We start from the raw sequence: 17193 nt of genomic DNA on the forward strand, positions 1-17193 counted from the left end.
GGCAAGGAGCGGACGACCTCCTTGCTTTTTTCTTTTTCCCGGCCTCCATCCCAGTTTCCGGCCGCCATCCCAGGTTTTCCGGCATCCGGGCGCCCGAGCCTTACCGCATTGTGTGCCCACCTCCGCACACCTGTTACGGACCCGACGACTCGCCGCAATACCCGACTTCTAGGTTTCTGGTGCCGCCGAAGCCTCAGCGGTGACCGCCGACCGATACCGGGCTCCGGGAGTTCTCGGCCATGGGCCTTACCAGCAAGACCGTGTTGTTCCTCGCCGTCTCCGTGATGGTCGCGCTGTTCGCGCTGGCCGTCTGGCTGTGGCCGCGTTTGTCACGGCAGGGCTGGCGCGCCACCGTCCAACGCGCGGGACTGGTGCTCGCGGGCCAGCTCGCCCTTCTCGCCGTGGGCGGCCTGACCGCCAACAACACCTTCCTCTTCTTCACCTCATGGACCGACCTGGCGAGCATCTTCCAAAGGAGTCAGGAGGACCAGCCCACCGGCCGGGCCGCCGCAGGGCTGAAGGTCCGGGGACACCAGAGCGTGAACGTCCCCGGAGGCTCGGTCCCCGAGAAAGGCGGGAGAATCGACCAAGTCGACGTGCACGGGGCCGGATCGAAGATATCCAGCTCCGCTTTCGTCTACCTTCCGCCGGAGTACTTCCAACCGGAATTCAAGAACACCACGTTCCCCACGTCCATCGTCCTGACCGGCTACCCGGGCACCGCCGAAGCCCTCATCAAGGGCCTGCGCTACCCGCAGACCGCCTGGAAGCTGGCGCGGCAGAAGAAGGCACAGCCCATGATCCTGATCATGCTGCGCCCCTCCGTCACCGGGCAGTGGGACACCGAGTGCATGAATGTCCCCGGCGGCCCGCAGGCCGCGTCCTTCTTCGCCCATGACCTGCCCAAAGAGATGCGCAGCCACTACCGCATCGGCCGACAGCGGGAAAACCTCGGCATCATCGGCAACTCGACCGGCGGCTTCTGTGCGCTCAAGCTCGCCATGGAGTACCCGCAGGTCTTCTCCGCCGCAGGATCGCTGTCCGGCTACTTCAAACCCGCCAAGGACCTCTCCACCGGGGATCTCTACAAGGGCGACAAAAGGCTGGAGCAGCGGAGCAACCTGCTATGGCGCCAGCAGCACGTGCCGGCACCGCCCACATCTTTCCTCGTCACCACCAGCAAACAGGGCGAGGGAAATTACCAGGACACCCTGAGATTCATCCAGCAGACCAAATCCCCCTCCCGCGTCTCCTCCATCATCCTCGACCGCGGCGGCCACAACTTCAACACCTGGCGCCGCGAGATACCCGGCACCCTCGCGTGGATCAGCAGCCGCCTGCAATCCCCGAAACCCTGACCCGTGCACCGGACCGCCCGCGCCCGAAGGGGGCCTCAGCGGTGGCGGATCAGCCACGTATCCGGGGGCATGTCCGCGGGAAAGGGCGGCGGGACCGGCCGTCGCTCCTCGCGCCATTCCGCCCCGCCGGTGGCAGCGGCGACATGCCGCCAGAACCGGGCGGCGCCCTTGTTGATTTCCTGGAAGCAGATGGCCCAGGGACCGGGCCACCGACGAAGAAGTTCCTGAGCGGCCCGGCTGCCGACCCCTCGTCGGCGCAGGGCCCGGACGACGAAGAACGAGTAGACCGATGCCGCGCCGTCGGCCAGCGTGTACGTCAGAGTGAAACCGGCGAGGTCCGTTCCGTAGCGGATCAGGTGGGCGCGGCGGCCCGGATCGCTGAAGAACAGCGGTAGTTGGTCGAACGCGAACAGGCCGTCAGGGCCGGGGACGTACCCGCGGAACTCCGACAGATCGTGTCGCTCGGCCTGAGCCAGCCGTTCCACGACGGGCCGGAGATCCTCGCCGGCCGCCTGCAGTGTCACTTTCGCGGCACCCACCGGTAAGTCCATCCGAGCATCGTGTCACCCCCGGGCCGCCGCCGACAGGGCACCCGATGCCCCGCGGGGACGCGTGTCCGGCGGTGTGTGGTTCCGTGAAGACCCTCACTCTGGTTTCTCCTGGCCGGTGTCGTCCGGGCACCCCCTCCCAGGCGTAAGCCTGGTGAAGCGAGAGATCCGGGAGTGGCTGTTGACCGTCGAGGAGTTCGAAGAGTTCTACGCCCAGACGGTCGCGCGGCTCACGGGGCAGTTGTACGTGATGGTCGGCGATCTGCACGAGGCGCAGGACGTGGTGCAGGAGGCGTTCGTCAGGGGCTGGAGCCGGCGGCGGCAGCTCGACCGGGACGGCCGGCCCGAGGCGTGGATCCGTACCGTCGCCTGGCGGCTGGCGGTGAGCCGGTGGCGTTTCCGGCGCCGGTCGGCCGACGCCTGGAAGCGCAGCGGCGCCCCGCCGCATGTCGAAGGGCCGGGGCCGGAGCAGGTGGCGCTGGTCGAGGCGCTGCGTGAGCTGCCGGCCCAGCAGCGTCGGATCATGAGCCTGCACTACCTCTGCGACCTCACGGTCGAGCAGATCGCCGGCGAGACGGGTCTTTCGGCGAGCACCGTCAAGACGCACCTGAGCCGCGGCCGGGCCGCCCTCGCTCTCCGCCTGCACGACCCGCGCATTGAGGAGGCCCCCGGTGCCTGAGCCCCAGGACCCGTTGCGGTCCCTGTTCCAGCAAGCGGCCGAGGCCGGGCGGAGCCGTACCGTCGCGGCGCCGGTCGCGTACATCACCCAGCGGGCCGAGCGAGGACGACGACGGCGTATCGCCGCCTTCGCCGCGGCGGTGTGCCTGGCCTTCGGCGGCGGGGTGGCCACCGCGGTCACGCTCCTGCCCGACCGGCCGGCCACCGACGCCCCGGCGACCAGCCCCTCGCCGCACAGCCCGTCGCCGAGCGCCCCCTCACCCACGGGCCCGTCGCCGAACAGTACGTCCCCGCCGAACAGTACGTCCGCGCCGGGCAGTACGTCCGTGCCGAGCAGTACGTCCGTGCCGAGCAGCAGCCGCTACCCGGAACGCACGGCGCCGCCCTCCGCGTCGGCCACCGCGCCCCCGTCCACCTCCGCGCCCCCGTCCACCACCACCGCACCCTGAGCGAAGCACCGCTGCCGCCATGACACGGTGGGTTGCCATCGGGTGATCACGCATGCCCACCCCCCACACCCCCGCACCCCGAGGAGTCCGATATGTCCGTAAAGCCGTCCTGTCTGCGAGAGCGCCCCTTCGACGCTCCCGGACGGCCATCCGGAACTCCCGGGCACCCACCCGACGTTCCCGGGTACCCACCCGATGCTCCGGCGCACCCTGCCGCGCCGCAGCCGCTCCCCCCGCCTCCGCCGCTGCGCGCGCGCCGGCGCCCGTCCACGGCGGTACGCCGTGTGCGCAGGACATGCCGCAGCCGGGCCGCCCCGCGTCTGGGCCCGGCCGACCGGGAGGTGCTCTGGCTGTACCTCCTGACCCGAATAAGCATCTGGGTCACCGCCTACAGCGCCCGGTGGCTGTTCCCTCCCGCCCCCGACACCCGTACCCCCGGACCGCTCCTCGCCCCCTTCGCGCACTGGGACTGGGACCACTTCCTCCACATAGCCCGCGACGGCTACTTCCCCGGAGGCTCGGGGCCCTGGCAGAGCGACTGGGACAACCGGGAGGCGTTCTTCCCCGGCTTTCCGCTCCTGCTCCGCGCCGTCCACGTCCTCGTACCGGACTGGACGACGGCCGGGCTGCTGATCTCCCTCGCCGCCGGCGCCGTCGCCGTGGTGGCCCTGGCGCGCATCACCCGGCTCCACCTGCCCGACACCGGCGCGGGACGGCGCGCCGTACTGTTCCTCCTGGTCTCGCCCTGCGCGATCTTCCTGGCCGTCGGCTACACGGAGGCCCTCTTCCTCGCCTTCGCGCTGCCCGCCTGGCTCGCGGCCCGGCACCACAACTGGCCGCTGGCCACCACGCTGGCCGCGCTGTCCACAGCGGTACGGGTGAGCGGACTGTTCCTCGCCGCCGCGCTCGCCCTGCAGTTCCTGCTCTCCGTCCGTACGCGCCGGGACCTGCGCCCACTGCCCTGGCTGGCCCTGCCCGCCCTGCCGGCCCTCCTCTACAGCGGGTACCTGTACGCCCACACCGGCGACTGGATGGCGTGGCAGCAGGCCCAGGAACGCGGCTGGTACCGCACCTTCCACACTCCCTGGGAAGCCTGGACCCACACCTGGCACAGCGCGTTCGACCACACCCTCAGCACGGGGTATGCCTTCATGTTCCAGGCCGAACTCGCCGCCATGCTCGTCGGTCTGCTCCTGCTCGGCCTCCTGCTACGCCAACGCCGCTGGCCCGAAGCGCTCTACATCGGTCTCAGCCTCTGCGCCCTGGGCACCTCGTACTGGTACATGTCCATCCCCCGCGCCACCCTTCTGTGGTGGCCGCTGTGGATCGCCCTGGCCGCCCGGAGCCTGCGCACCCCGCGCTTCCACTCCGCCTACCTCTGCCTCGCCATCCCGCTGACCGCCGTCTTCACCGTCACCTACCTGTCAGGACGCTGGGCCGGCTGACGATGGTCCGGCCGGGTGCCAGGGCGCTTCGGGGCGGGTCGGCCGCGCATCGGCGGCCAGCCGCAGTGCGTAGACCGCCCGGTTCGCTGCCCGGTTCGCCGCGTCGGGGACCGGACCGAGGTAGTGATGGCCGGTCATATGGCACCAGGCGGGCAGGTCCAGCGGGGCGGCCGGGTCGGTGGTGATGATGTGGACGACCGTGCCCGCCGGTGCGCCGTCGATCCGCTTGCGGAGACGGAGCAGGAGGGCGACGCAGAGCAGGCCGGTGCCGTCGACCGTGACGTCCGCGGCGGGTATCGGGGCGGACGTCACCGGGGCCGGGCCTGGGCGGTGGCAGTGGCGGCGGTGGCAGCAGTGGGCAGAGCCATGCGCAGCAGCATAGGTACGAAGAGCCGCTGCTGACAGTCTGAGCCCTGTGATCTGGCGACCGGCTCCTCTATCGTCTTCCGATATCGGAGTCCGACGGTTGTGGTCTCGCCTCCCCGGGAGGGTCCATGCGCGATCCGGCAGCCGCCGCCGGTCACTCCGGTGAGCTGCGGCGGCGCCTCGGCGTGACCGATGCGGTGGTGATCGGCCTGGGGGCGATGATCGGCGCGGGGATCTTCGCCGCGCTCGCCCCGGCCGCCCGCGCCGCCGGCTCCGGGCTGCTGATCAGGGGGTACCTGGCCGGCTGGGGCTTCGTGGTCGGCAAGGCCGCCTCCTGCGCGGCCATGGCGCTCGCCGTCGGCTCGTACGTGTGGCCCGGCCAGACGCATACGGTGGCGGTCGCGGCCGTGGTGGCGCTGACCGCGGTCGACTACGCCGGGGTACGGAAGTCCGCCTGGCTGACGAGGGTGATCGTGGCCGTGGTCCTGGCGGTGCTCGCCGCCGTGGTGGTCGCCGCGCTGACCTCCGACGCGTCGGACCCCGCCCGGCTGGACGTCGGGGGCGACGCGACCCTCCTCGGCGTACTGCAGGCGGCGGGCCTGCTGTTCTTCGCCTTCGCCGGGGCGAGGTTCGCGGTGCCCCACCGGGCCGAACTCGCGGTCGGTGCCGTGGTGGTGACGCTCACGGCGACCGTGGACCTGCGCGGCGCGATCGGGTTCTCGTCCTTCGGGGTACTGGCCTACTACGCCATCGCCAACGCCTCCGCGTGGACGCTCACCCCGGACGAGGGCCGCCCCGCGCGCATCATCCCCGTACTCGGCCTGGCCGGCTGCCTGGCGCTGGCCTTCACGCTGCCGCTCTCCTCGGTCGTCGCCGGAGCCGCGGTGCTCGCCACCGGGGCCGCCTGGTACGGGGTGCGGCGACGGCTCGCAGCATCCGCACGCCGCGAGCCATAGGCCACCCGCCCCGTCCTCACCGGGTTCCACCCGCCTGCGTATCCGCATTCACGGGCCGCATTCACAGGCCGCCCATCGCGCGCAGGCTGCGGTGGGCGGTGGCGCGGAGGTGGTCGAGGACGTCGGGGTCGGCGTCGAGGGTGTAGTCGGCGTCGAGGGCCGCGAGGGTGTGGACGATATGGCGGAGGGTGTCGTCGGAGGCGTCGACGCGGCAGGTGTGCGCGCCGAGCGGGCGGATGCGGGTGGCCAGGGCCGGGGCGTGCGCGCGGATGTGCTCGGCGGGGGCCTCGACGGTGGCGATGGCGCGGTAGCGAGTGGGGGCCGCCGAGAGCCGGGTGGCGACGAAGGCGGCGGGGTCGTCGCCGGGTACCGGGCGGGGCGGGACCCGACGGCCGGTGGGGGTGGCGTGGCCGATGCGGTCGAGGCGGAAGAGGCGCCAGTCGTCCTTGTCGGTGTCGTGGGCGAGGAGGTACCAGAGGTTGCCCGAGACGACCAGGTGACAGGGCTCCACGCGGCGCGCGGCGGAACTGCCGTGACGGGTGGTGTAGTCGAAGGTGAGGATCTCGTGGTCGCGGCAGGCGATCGCGAGGGCGGCGAGGAGGGCCGGATCGGTGCGGGGGCCGCTGTTGTCCCAGGCGATGCCGGCCAGCGACGTCTGGAGGGCGGTGACCTGCGTACGGAGGCGGCGGGGGAGGACCTGTTCGAGTTTGGCCAGGGCCCGCAGCGCGGTCTCCTCGATGCCGGCCAGACCGCCGGCGGCGGTGCGCAGGGCGACGGCGATGGCGACGGCCTCGTCGTCGTCGAGGAGGAGGGGCGGCAGGTCGCTGCCCGGGGCGAGGCGGTAGCCGCCGGCGTGGCCGCGGGCGCTGTCGACGGGGTAGCCCAGCTCCCGAAGCCGGTCGATGTCGCGGCGGACGGTGCGGACGTTCACCTCGAGCCGGTCGGCGAGGTCGGTGCCGGCCCACTCCCGCCGGGTCTGCAGCAGGGAGAGCAGTCGCAGCAGCCGCACGGTCATATCGCTCGTCATGAATTCCACCTCGCCATGAATTCCACTATGGCGCACTTAAAGGACACGATCTGTCCTGAGCCCCCCGTACCGTTGACCCGTCCGAAGGGATCAAAACGCAACGAATCGGGAGATTTCTCATGAAGATCGCAGTCCTCGGTACCGGTAACGGCGGCCGCGCGCACGCCGCCAAGCTGGCGGAACTCGGCCACGAGGTGTTCGTCGGCACCCGCGACCCCCAGGCCACCCTGGCCCGTACCGAACCGGACATGATGGGCAACCCGCCGTACAAGGAGTTCCTCGCCGAGCACCCCGGCATCACGCTGCTCTCCTTCGGCGACGCCGCGGCCGCCTCCGACGGGCTGGTCATCAGCGGCATCGACGGCCACAACGCCGTGCGGGCGCTGTCCGCCATCGCCGACCAGCTCGCGGGCAAGACCCTGATCGACTACGGCGTCCCGTTCATCTACCAGCACGAACCGGAGCACCCCTGGCCCACGCCGTGGGGGGTCATGCCGAAGCTGGACCCGGTGGACACCGACAGCCTCGGCGAGCAGATCCAGCGCGCCCTCCCGCGGACGAAGGTCGTCAAGTCCTTCGTCACCCAGGAGCAGAGCACGGTCGTCGACCCGGCGAGCGTCGCCGGCGGCGACCACACCATGTTCGTCGCCGGTGACCACGCGGACGCCAAGCAGCAGACCACCGACCTGCTGAAGTCCTACGGCTGGCGCGACATCCTCGACGTCGGCGGCCTGGTCTGCGCCCGCGGCCTGGAGATGCACACCCACCTGCACGAGGCCATCCGCTTCGGCCTCGGCGGCCAGGAGCACGGCGGCCACTTCGGCATCAAGGTCATGCGCTGAGCCGGGCGGCACGGACCGGGGGTGCTTCGGGAGCGCCCGGAGTGCTCAGGAACGCTTGAGGTACTCGGGGTACTCGGGGTGCTCGGGGCGCCCGGGGTGCTCGGGGTGCCCGAGGTGCTCAGGAGCGTGTGGCGAATTCCTGGGTCCACCAAGGGCCGTTGGAGCTGAGGTTGACGCCCACGCCGGTGGATTTGTAGGAGCAGTTGAGGATGTTGGCCCGGTGCCCGGGGCTGTCCATCCAGCCCTCCAGCGCCGTGGCCGGGTCCTTGGGGCTCTTGAAGATGTTCTCGGCCCAACTGCTCCACCGGAAACCGGCGTTGGTGATACGGGTTCCGGGATCGACGCCCTCCGGGGTGTTGTGGTCGTAGTAGTCGCGGGCGGCCATGTCGTCCGAGTGGGCCTGCGCCGCACGCTGTAGCCGGAGGTCGATGGTGAGCGGGCCGCAGCCGTGCTCGGCCCGTTGGGCGTTGACCAGTTCGACGACCTTCCGGGCGAACTCCGCGGCGGTCCCGGTCACGGCCCCCGGCCCGGCGGGGGTGGTGGTACGTCCCGCTCCGGATCCGCTGCCGGAGGTGCGGGGCGCCGTGTTCCCCGCCGAATCCGATCCGCTGCCGGGGCCGGCCTGCCGCTTCCGTTGCGACGCGTCCCGCTTGCCCTGCCGTTCGGCATCGGAGGGAGTGGCCGACGACTCCTGACCGGGAGACGAGGACGGGGACGGGGAAGAGCCCGAGGCCGAGGTCGAAGGCGCGGGTGCGGATGAACCACTGCGCGGTACCGGAGGGCCGGAGGGAGCCGCCGAGGGCGGTATCGGCAGGGACCGGTTCGCCGCGAGTTCCTGGTCGGGGCCGGAGCCCAGTCGTATCAGTACCAGGGAGCAGCAGCCCACGGCGATCACGCCCGCCGCCGGCACTATCGCCTTCCACCGGGGACGGGAGGCACCGGCGCGGTGGGTCCCGCCGTTCCGCCCCTTACGGGCGGAGCCGGCGGAACGGCGGTGCGAGGCGGGCCTGTCGTGGTGGTTCATGGTTCCGCTTCCTGTGGGGGACGGGGGGTGCGTACGGTCCGCCGTGCAGACCATCCGCGCATGGGAGACCCCGGCCCCGGCCCCGGATAACGAAAAAAGTGCTCCGAACACCCGCGTAGGTTTTCTGTTATCCCGGTGGGCCCGGCAGGTCACCTGAGTGCGGGGGCCATGGCTGCGCCCCCGGACAGATGGCGATCTGCACACGGATGAACAGGACGAAGAGGCGTGAAGCAGGACAGCGGTACGGCGACCGTCGAGGCTGCCCAGGCCGGGGACGAACGTGCCCGGGAGCAACTGGTCGCCGCATACCTGCCGCTGATCTACAACGTCGTGGGCCGGGCCCTGGACGGCCACCCGGACGTGGACGACGTGGTGCAGGAGACCATGCTGCGCGTCCTGGAGTCGCTGGCGGAGCTACGCGAACCGGCCTCCTTCCGCTCCTGGCTGGTGGCGATCGCCATGAACCAGGTGCGGCGCCGCTGGACCGTCAACCGCAGGACCCCTGTCGTCGGCCTGGACCAGACGCCCGAACGTGCCGACCGGTCCGCCGATTTCGTGGACCTGACCATCCTGAAACTCGGGCTGACCGGTCAGCGCCGTGAGGTCGCCGCGGCCACCCGCTGGCTGGACGAGGGGGACCGGGCCCTGCTGTCCCTGTGGTGGCTGGAGGCCGCCGGGGAGATCAGCAGAGCGGAACTCGCCGCCGCCATCGGCAGCGGTACCCGTCACACGGCGGTCCGCGTACAGCGGATGAAGCAGCAGCTCGCGGCCGGACGTGTCGTGGTCCGCGCCCTCGCGGGGCACCCGCCGTGCCCCGAACTCACCGAGCTGACCGCCACCTGGGACGCCGAACCCTGCGCCCTGTGGCGCAAACGCATAGCCCGGCACGCACGTCGGTGCCCGAACTGCTCGGAGCACTGGAACAACCTCCTGCCCGCCGAGGGCCTGCTGGCCGGCCTCGCCCTGCTGCCGCTGCCCGCGCGCCTCACCCCGCACGACCCCACCGCCGCCTTCACCACCTACCCGGCCGACACCGCCGCCACGACCTCCACCGCCGCCTCCTCCCCCTCAGCGCCGGCCGACACCGCCTCCACGGCCAACATCGCCGAGGCAACCAAGGCCACCAAGGCCGCCACCACCAAAGCCACCGCCGTCAAGGCCGCCGCAGCCGCCGGGGCCGCGGCACTCGCGGCGGCCGTCATCACCGCTCTCTGGTGGCTTCCCGGCACGCCCCGGGACGAGCAGCAGGCCGAGCCGAAGGCGGCACCCACCGTGGCCGCCTCCCCCTCGACATCACGCCGACCCCCCACCCCCACCCCCACGCCTTCCCCCACCGCAACCGCCACCGCTCCCACCCCCACCGCCACACCCCCCACCTCGTCCGCCCCGCCGCCCCCCACCCCGTCGGCCACCCCGCCCGACCTCGAGGAACAAGCCACCGCGCTGGTCAACCAGCGTCGCGCACAGGCTGGTTGCGGCCCGCTCCGCATCGACCGGCGGTTGCGCGACGCGGCACAGCGGCACTCCGCCGCCATGGCGGCACGCGGCTTCTACGGGCATGACGCACCGGACGGCACCGACCCCGGCGAGCGCATGTCCGCCGCCGGGTACTCGTGGAGCAGCTGGGGCGAGAACCTCCACCGCGGCCCGCGTACGGCTGCCGCGGCGGTACGCGACTGGATGAGCGACGCCGCACACCGCGACAACCTGCTCGACTGCCGGTTCACCGTCGTCGGCATCGGTGTCGTCCACGGCGCGGGCGGTCCCTGGTGGACCCAGGACCTCGCCGCCCCGCGCTGACCGCGGTACCGCGGTATCCCCCGACCGCAGCTCGCCAACAGGCGACGACGGCCCGCGGTCGGCAGGGTGGAGACACCCAATGGAGGTGACGACGCAGATGGCCACGGAGACCGGCGCGGAGACCGGAACGGAGAGCAGCACGGAGATCGTCACGAAGACCGGCACCGACACCAGCACAGACACCGGCACGGACACTGGCGCGGAGACCGGCCCGGACACCGGCACGCCGCTGAACCGACGCCTGGGCGCCGGCCTCCTGCACCACGCACGCACCTCTCCCGACCGCATCGCGCTGACCATCGGCCGGCGCGAGTACACCTACCAGGAGGCCGCGCACACCGCCCGGCGGTGGGCGGCCGCGCTCGTCGAAGCAGCCGGCCCGCGGCCACGGCGGGTCGGTGTCCTGGCCTCGCGCAGCGAGGCCGCGTACCTGGGAGTGGCCGCCGCGCTGTTCGCCGGAGCGGCCTTCGTCCCGCTGAACCGGGAGCTCCCCGTACGGCGGACCCGGAGCATGCTGGCGCACTCCGCGGTCGACGCGCTGATCGTCGACGAGGCGTCGCTGCCCCGGCTGCCTGAGCTGCTGCGAGGCCTGCCACGACGGCCGGCCGTGCTCCTGCCCGACACCCCGCGCCCCTACGCCCCGGACCTCGCCGACCTCCCGGACCTCACTGCCGGCCCGGTCCTGGACGCAACCGACCTCGCAGCCGCCGCGCCGCTACGACAGCTGCCCGAGGTCGGCCCCGACGACCCGGCGTACCTGCTCTTCACCTCCGGCAGCACCGGTGCCCCCAAAGGCGTCCCGGTCACCCACACCAACGTCCGGTCCTTTCTCGATACGAACCAGGACCGCTATCGCCTGACAACCGACGACCGGCTCACCCAGATCGGCGACCTGACCTTCGACCTGTCGGTCTTCGACCTCTTCATGGCCTGGGAGAACGGAGCGCGGGTCTGCGCGCCGGCTCCCCCGGAACCGCCGGCGCCGTTCTCCTACCTGGAATACCTGGAGCGCAACGAAATCACCGTCTGGTTCTCGGTGCCCTCCGTCGCCGCCGCGCTGCGCACCCAGGGCGCGCTCACGCCCGGATCCATGCCCACCCTCCGCTGGAGCCTGTTCTGCGGCGAGGCACTGCCCAGGGCCACCGCCGAGGCCTGGCAGGCCGCCGCCCCCGGATCGACCGTGGAGAACCTGTACGGCCCGACCGAGCTGACCATCGCCTGTACGGCCTACCGCTGGGACCCCCGGACGAGTCCGGCGCAGTGCGTGCACGACAACGCGCCGATCGGGCTGCCCTACCCCGGCCTGCACACGCTGATCGTGGACGAGGACCTGGCTCCCGTCGCGGCGGACGGGGCGACCGGCGAACTCTGCGTGGCCGGCCCCCAGACCACCCCCGGCTACTGGCAGGCACCCGAGCTGACCGCCGAGCGCTTCTTCGAACGCGAGGGCAAGCGGTACTACCGCACGGGCGATCTGGTGCGCAGGCACCACGGCCAGTTGGTCTGCATCGGCCGCAACGACCAGCAGGTCAAGGTCGACGGCTACCGGATCGAACTGGGTGAGATCGAAGCGGTGCTGCGCCGGTCCGGAGCGGTGGAGGCGGTCTGCCTGATGTGGCCGGATGCCGGGACGATCACCGCCGTGCTGTCCGGTGTGGCGGATCCGGCCGCCGTGGCCGACGCGTCCGCGGACAGCCTGCCGCCCTACATGGTGCCCACGTCGGTCTACGCCGTCGAGACCATGCCGGTGAACGCGAACGGCAAGGTGGACCGCCCCGCGCTGCGCCGCTGGCTGGACGACGGTGGTCACCACTGATGAGACGGTGATCACCACTGATTACCAGTGTCTTACGGTGCCCCCGCAAAGGGCCTCGGACGAGCACCTGCGCCGGCTTCCTGATGGAGGATGCCGACATGGCGGCCGGGCGATTCCGGCCGATGTGACCGATGTGCTCGTACGCCTGAGGGAGGCCCTTGTGTCCCGGTCCCGCAGTACCCGACTGTCCCGCCGTACCGTCGTGCCGGTCCTGCTCGTGCTGGTCGTCGCCGCCGGTATCGGCCTCTATCTCTTCCAGCCCTGGAAGGCGTTCACCAAGAACGAGGTGAACGAGGCGCTGCCGGCAGCCACCGCCGCCGCCTCCCCCTCGGCGCCGGCCGACCCGTCGAGGCAGCAGCCCAACCCGTCGAAGAAGGAACTCGCCAACGGCCGCTTCGTCACCCACGAGCACGCCACCAGCGGCACAGCCCGCACGGTCCGGCTGGCCGACGGCGGCCACGTACTGCGTCTGGAAGACCTCAAGACCTCGGACGGCCCGGATGTACGGGTCTACCTGTCCACCCGCGAAGCCGGCGCGGTGAAGGCCGGGCTCGGGGACGGCGCGGTGGAGCTGGGCAAGCTCAAGGGCAATCTGGGCAACCAGAACTACACCGTCCCGGCCGGCACGGATCTGTCGAAGTTCCGCAGCGCCGTCCTCTGGTGCGAGCGGTTCTCGGTCTCCTTCGGCGCCGCCGACCTCTCCACCGCCAAGGGTTGATCACACTCCTCCCGAAGGCAGCAGCAGCGCCGAGCCGCTGTGGACGGTGACGCGCACGGCGGTGAAGTGGGTGGCGTCCAGGGGCGGTTCGCCGGTGCCGGGGTTACGGGCGTAACGCGGGTGAGCGCCCGCGCTGACCTGCCAGCGGATGCGGTGACCGGCGCGGAAGCGGTGGGCGGTGGCACTCATCGGGACGGTGAGCCGCGCAGGCGCCTGCCCGGCGGCACGGAGCCGCGCCGGCCCCTCACAGACATTGACGGACCGGCCTTGTGGGTCCACGTCGCACAGGCGCGTGACGATGTCGGTGCATCCGGTGTCCGTGGACAGGGTCAGCCGGGCGGAGACCGGGCCGAGGAGGTCCAGGGGCTCGGCGAGTGGTGGGCCGGTGAAGGTGAGGACGTCGTTCCGGGCTTCCAGGGCGCTGTTGTCCCGAGGGCCGGCCGCCGGGGAGAGCAGCGGGCCGCCGACGGACGGGGTGGGGTCGGCCGGGTCGTAGCGGAAGGAGGCCAGCGGGGCGGAGCCGGTGGAGGACCGCGAGTCAAGGCCGTTGGTGGACTGCGGGCCGAAACCGGCGGGGAGCTGCGGGACGAGGTGCCCATCCGAGGTCGGGAACCATGCGGTGGCGGCGGCGGTGGCGGTCATGGCCGTGGCCGTGGCCGTGGCCGGGAACAGGGGCCAGTCGTCGAGATCCCGCCAGGCGTCTTCGCCGCCGACATGCACACGCACTCTGGTGGGCCGCAGCCCGGAGGGGTCGGCGCAGAGGTGCGCGCGCAGCCAGGCGAGGCTCTCGGCGAACACCTCGGGCCAGCCCTGCTGGAGCGCGGAGGTGTGTGTCCAGGGGCCGACGAGCAGAGCGGTCTCGCAGCCGGCCCGCCGCAGCCGGCCGTACTGCTCAAGGGTCTGGTCCGCCAGCGCGTCATGCCACCCGGTGATCAGGCTGGTCGGGACGCGCAGCCGTTCCGCCACTCCCCCCAGGTCAAGACCATTCCAGTACGGGTCATCGGGGTCCGAGTGCGTCAACACCTCATCCAGCCAGGCCATTTCCGCCCCGATGGCGGACACGTACGATCCGCGGAGCGGCTGCGCGCCGGCGATCTCGCCCAGCCGACGCTTCAGGCGGAACATCGCCTTCACGAAGGACGCCGTCCCCCGGCTCTGGTACGTCATGCCAGTGGCAGAGGCGAGGGCGTTCTCCAGATGCAGTACACCGCCCGCGTGGAAGAAGGCATGGGGATCGTGCAGACCGACCTGCACCACCATCGCCTTGAGCTCCGGTGGCGGGTCCAGCGCGAGCGCCCACTGCACATACCCCAGGTAGCTGGGCCCGATCGTGGCCAACGAGCCGTTGAACCACGACTGTTCGCGCAGCCACACCACCGCGGCCCGAGCATCAGCCGCCTCATTGCGCCACGGCTCGAACCGGCCGCCCGAGCCGCCCGAACCACCTGGACCACCTGGACCGCCCGAGCTTCCCAAGCCGCCGGTGCCGCGACAGCTCTGCAGGACCACGTGGAAGCCCTGCTCGGCGAAGAGCACCCCATACATAGGCGACCACGGCAGGCCCCTGCCATAAGGGGAACGCACAAGCAAGGTCGGAAAGTCCCCCTCCGCGCACGGGAAGTAGTGGTCCGTGATCAACGGACTGCCGTCGGCGGCCGGAACCACCAATCCCGGTTCCCATCCCACGTCGTACCGCTTGGCCGGCATGCGGCGCCAGGCCGCTCTCATCATCCGCGCGGCCAGCGCCGGCTTCCTGGAAGTCATCGCTCCCCTCCCCGCTTCCCGTCTCCCGCTCTCCATTTCCGTACGATGTACGAGAATAGAGGATGCTTGGATGACGTCCGCACGAGAGACGGAGTACGACGATCATGACCAGCGACACCGGGGCCGACAGCACCACGGGCGTCGACCCCCGGCAGCTCTGGCTGAGCCCCACCCGGCCCCGCCGGGGACGCCGCCCCGCCTTCAGCCGCGAGACGATCACCTCGGCCGCCGTCGCCCTGGCGGACGCGGAAGGTCTCGACGCGGTCACCATGCGGCGCATCGCCGCACAGGTCGGAGCCGGCGTCATGTCGCTCTACAGCTACGCGCCCGACAAGGACACGCTCCTGGAGCTGATGATCGACCACGTCAGCGCTGAACTGCCCACGACGGGCGCCCCCGCCACCGGCGACTGGCGCGCCGACCTGACAGCCCTCGCCCACGACCAGCGCGCCCTCATGCTGCGGCACCCCTGGCTGCCCGCCGCCCTGTCCACCCGCCGGGTACTCGGCCCCAACAGCCTGGCCTTCCTGGAACGCGCACTCGCCGCCCTGCGGCCCACCGGGCTGGACGGTGCGGCGAAGCTGGAGGGCTTCGCCCAGCTCACCGGGTTCGTCGCCGGCTACGTCGCCCACGAGATCGCGCAGGCCGCCGGCGCACGGTCCCCCGCCCGCGCCGCGGCCGAAGCCGACTACCTCGCGGCCGTCGCCGCGGACGGCCGCCACCCCGAGCTCGCCGAAGCCCTGGCCGCACCCGGCCGCTCACTCACCCCCGAAGCCCTCTTCACCCGCTTCCTCAACCGCCTCATCGACGGCCTCAGCAGCACCACCTGATCCCGCTTGCCCCCATACCGACTCACACGAGCCCATACGATGACCACTATGCGTAAACGCCTTATCGCCACGGCCCTCTTCGTCGGCGCCGCCGCCACGATCAGCGGCTGTAGCTCCGGGGAGGAGCCGAGTCCGGTCGACACGTCGGCATCGCCCGATCCGTCGCAGGACGCGACCACCACCGAGTGGGGCAAGGGCGATTACATGAAGGCGATGAAGCGCCTCGACCGAGCCGTCCACGACGGTGACGCGGACCTCGTCGACGAGGGCTACCCGTACCTCATGGAAGGCCTCAACCGGACGTTCCCCACACCCGGCAACCGCCCCTACCGCCTCGACATCAGCTGCGCCGCCCCCGGAACGTACGAACTCACCCTCCGCCTCAAGCGCGGCGCCGCATCCCAGGACTGGGCCGTGACCTGCAACGACCACGAGGCGGACCGGCTCAACCTCCCCGCCACCAACGAACCGTTCACCGCCACCATCGCCGCCCCCGACACCAAGACCACCGGCATCATCCACTGGCAGCTCAACACCATCCACAAGGACGCGGTCGAAGACTGCCCCGACGACATCATGGGCTGCGACACCTGACCCCGGCCGAGCCGCCACGACATCGCCCCCGCCGCGTGGCGACTACCGCTCGCTGGACTGCTGCCACTTGAACTGATCGACGGCGCGATGACCCCGGAGGGACCACTCCTCCCCCGTCAGAACCAGAGACTCCTTCCGCGGCATGACCGACAGCCCCCAGGCCACCTGAAGACACCACCGGCCGTACGCTTCGTACTCGTCCTGGACGTTGGTCGGCAGGTGGGCGGCCGCCACGTCCCACAGACTGGGCGCCGCCTCCTCCAGAGGCACCACTGCCGCAATGCCCTTGTCCCGGTGGCTCGTGTACGCCAGCAGGCAACGCTCATCGGGCCACTTGTAGATGAAGGGGGCAATGACGATCTTCGAGCTTCCGGCGATGTGCCCTGCCATGGTGGCCCCGTCTGCGCGCGATCAGTGGAGAAGCAAGACTAGCCCCCCCGACCGATCACTAACTCCAGCCCGACCAGGGGCCGTTGATCATTTGGTGTTAGTGACCGGGCGAGCCCTCCCGCCCTGCTTGAGCGCCCCGGACGGGGTGGCGTCGAAGTACTGGAATGCCGAAAGTTCGTAGCGGTGGTGGCCGGTGGCACCCGCGTGGTTCAGGCACCAGGCTTCGGGTGGGGGTGGCAGCGGATCTCGATGTTGCGGTCGGTCGCCGTCGACTTGTCTCCTACGGCGTAGGCATGCGCGCGCTGTTCGGCCAGGGCGGCGCACACATCGCACCCGGCCACGGGCACCGGATCCAGCGCGGGCCCGCATCGATGCCGTACGTCGCGAGGACCAGCGCCCGACGCCGCTCACGCTGCGCCCGTCGTTTCTGTCGCTCCCGTCGTTCCTCGGGCGTGAGGACGTACGGGCGGATCAGGGGCACGTCCTCACCGCGTAGCGGCATCAGATCCGGCCGCCGAGCGGACATGCGGGGAAGCGCCGGCGCCGGCGTCGGCGCGCCCTTGGGGGGAACGGCGACCCGAGGTCCGG

Annotated in this window: 18 protein-coding genes; 11 read left to right on the forward strand and 7 right to left on the reverse strand. The window is 71.5% G+C overall.

What is annotated here, in order from left to right; translation table 11 throughout:
• Positions 1-239 precede the first annotated feature (239 nt).
• Positions 240-1358: an alpha/beta hydrolase gene (locus AZE13_RS08950; protein WP_066928835.1), complete on the forward strand. Its 1119-nt coding sequence runs from the start codon at positions 240-242 to the stop codon at positions 1356-1358.
• A gap of 35 nt (positions 1359-1393) precedes the next feature.
• On the opposite strand, the gene AZE13_RS08955 is transcribed toward AZE13_RS08950, so the two are convergent.
• Complete coding sequence (locus AZE13_RS08955; protein WP_066928836.1) at positions 1394-1909, reverse strand: GNAT family N-acetyltransferase; 516 nt, start codon at positions 1907-1909, stop codon at positions 1394-1396.
• Between the two features lie 178 nt (positions 1910-2087).
• Between AZE13_RS08955 and AZE13_RS08960 the strand changes: the two genes are divergently transcribed.
• The 3 genes from AZE13_RS08960 (at position 2088) to AZE13_RS08970 (ending at position 4478) form a co-directional block, all read left to right on the forward strand.
• On the forward strand, positions 2088-2585 hold the full coding sequence (locus AZE13_RS08960; RefSeq protein WP_066929509.1) for a SigE family RNA polymerase sigma factor: 498 nt from the start codon (positions 2088-2090) through the stop codon (positions 2583-2585).
• Positions 2578-3033, forward strand: coding sequence for a hypothetical protein (locus AZE13_RS08965; protein ID WP_258527663.1), 456 nt, complete (start codon positions 2578-2580; stop codon positions 3031-3033). The genes AZE13_RS08960 and AZE13_RS08965 overlap by 8 nt, the downstream gene beginning before the upstream one ends.
• 92 nt (positions 3034-3125) lie before the next feature.
• Positions 3126-4478: a mannosyltransferase family protein gene (locus AZE13_RS08970; RefSeq protein WP_398780124.1), complete on the forward strand. Its 1353-nt coding sequence runs from the start codon at positions 3126-3128 to the stop codon at positions 4476-4478.
• On the opposite strand, the gene AZE13_RS08975 is transcribed toward AZE13_RS08970, so the two are convergent.
• The gene (locus AZE13_RS08975) at positions 4458-4790 is read right to left on the reverse strand and encodes a sulfurtransferase TusA family protein (RefSeq protein ID WP_066928840.1); all 333 of its coding nucleotides are present in this window, start codon (positions 4788-4790) and stop codon (positions 4458-4460) included. The genes AZE13_RS08970 and AZE13_RS08975 overlap by 21 nt on opposite strands.
• A 182-nt stretch (positions 4791-4972) precedes the next feature.
• Between AZE13_RS08975 and AZE13_RS08980 the strand changes: the two genes are divergently transcribed.
• Positions 4973-5800, forward strand: a complete 828-nt coding sequence (locus tag AZE13_RS08980) for a hypothetical protein (protein ID WP_066928842.1) — start codon at positions 4973-4975, stop codon at positions 5798-5800.
• Positions 5801-5861: 61 nt separating this feature from the next.
• On the opposite strand, the gene AZE13_RS08985 is transcribed toward AZE13_RS08980, so the two are convergent.
• Positions 5862-6827: a helix-turn-helix transcriptional regulator gene (locus AZE13_RS08985; protein ID WP_066929513.1), complete on the reverse strand. Its 966-nt coding sequence runs from the start codon at positions 6825-6827 to the stop codon at positions 5862-5864.
• 119 nt (positions 6828-6946) lie between these two features.
• On the opposite strand from AZE13_RS08985, the gene AZE13_RS08990 reads away from it, so the two are divergent.
• Positions 6947-7669: an NADPH-dependent F420 reductase gene (locus AZE13_RS08990; protein WP_066928844.1), complete on the forward strand. Its 723-nt coding sequence runs from the start codon at positions 6947-6949 to the stop codon at positions 7667-7669.
• 118 nt (positions 7670-7787) lie between these two features.
• Here the strand turns inward: AZE13_RS08990 and AZE13_RS37910 are convergent, their stop codons facing one another.
• On the reverse strand, positions 7788-8693 hold the full coding sequence (locus AZE13_RS37910; RefSeq protein WP_079123839.1) for a CAP domain-containing protein: 906 nt from the start codon (positions 8691-8693) through the stop codon (positions 7788-7790).
• Positions 8694-8918: 225 nt separating this feature from the next.
• On the opposite strand from AZE13_RS37910, the gene AZE13_RS09000 reads away from it, so the two are divergent.
• The 3 genes from AZE13_RS09000 to AZE13_RS09010 all read left to right on the forward strand — a co-directional run bounded on the left by AZE13_RS09000 (position 8919) and on the right by AZE13_RS09010 (position 13027).
• Positions 8919-10493 carry a sigma-70 family RNA polymerase sigma factor gene (locus AZE13_RS09000; RefSeq protein ID WP_066928846.1) on the forward strand — a complete coding sequence of 525 codons (1575 nt, stop codon included), beginning with the start codon at positions 8919-8921 and terminating at the stop codon, positions 10491-10493.
• A gap of 79 nt (positions 10494-10572) precedes the next feature.
• On the forward strand, positions 10573-12309 hold the full coding sequence (locus AZE13_RS09005; RefSeq protein WP_107288286.1) for an amino acid adenylation domain-containing protein: 1737 nt from the start codon (positions 10573-10575) through the stop codon (positions 12307-12309).
• 160 nt (positions 12310-12469) lie between these two features.
• The gene (locus tag AZE13_RS09010) at positions 12470-13027 is read left to right on the forward strand and encodes a DM13 domain-containing protein (protein ID WP_066929517.1); all 558 of its coding nucleotides are present in this window, start codon (positions 12470-12472) and stop codon (positions 13025-13027) included.
• Here AZE13_RS09010 and AZE13_RS09015 read toward each other — a convergent pair whose 3' ends face one another.
• Complete coding sequence (locus AZE13_RS09015; RefSeq protein ID WP_258527664.1) at positions 13028-14791, reverse strand: CocE/NonD family hydrolase; 1764 nt, start codon at positions 14789-14791, stop codon at positions 13028-13030.
• Positions 14792-14895: 104 nt separating this feature from the next.
• On the opposite strand from AZE13_RS09015, the gene AZE13_RS09020 reads away from it, so the two are divergent.
• Entirely contained in the window at positions 14896-15621 is a 726-nt protein-coding gene (locus tag AZE13_RS09020) for a TetR/AcrR family transcriptional regulator (protein WP_066928848.1), read from the forward strand.
• A 48-nt stretch (positions 15622-15669) separates the two neighbouring features.
• Positions 15670-16215 (forward strand): hypothetical protein, encoded by a 546-nt coding sequence (locus AZE13_RS09025; RefSeq protein ID WP_066928850.1) that lies wholly within the window; start codon positions 15670-15672, stop codon positions 16213-16215.
• A 42-nt stretch (positions 16216-16257) separates the two neighbouring features.
• On the opposite strand, the gene AZE13_RS09030 is transcribed toward AZE13_RS09025, so the two are convergent.
• On the reverse strand, positions 16258-16605 hold the full coding sequence (locus tag AZE13_RS09030; RefSeq protein WP_066928852.1) for a hypothetical protein: 348 nt from the start codon (positions 16603-16605) through the stop codon (positions 16258-16260).
• Between the two features lie 209 nt (positions 16606-16814).
• Complete coding sequence (locus AZE13_RS36750) at positions 16815-16952, reverse strand: hypothetical protein (RefSeq protein ID WP_181690291.1); 138 nt, start codon at positions 16950-16952, stop codon at positions 16815-16817.
• Positions 16953-17193 lie beyond the last annotated feature (241 nt).

This window comes from Streptomyces sp. NBRC 110611 (assembly GCF_001590865.1).
In the GTDB taxonomy this organism is placed as follows: domain Bacteria; phylum Actinomycetota; class Actinomycetes; order Streptomycetales; family Streptomycetaceae; genus Streptomyces.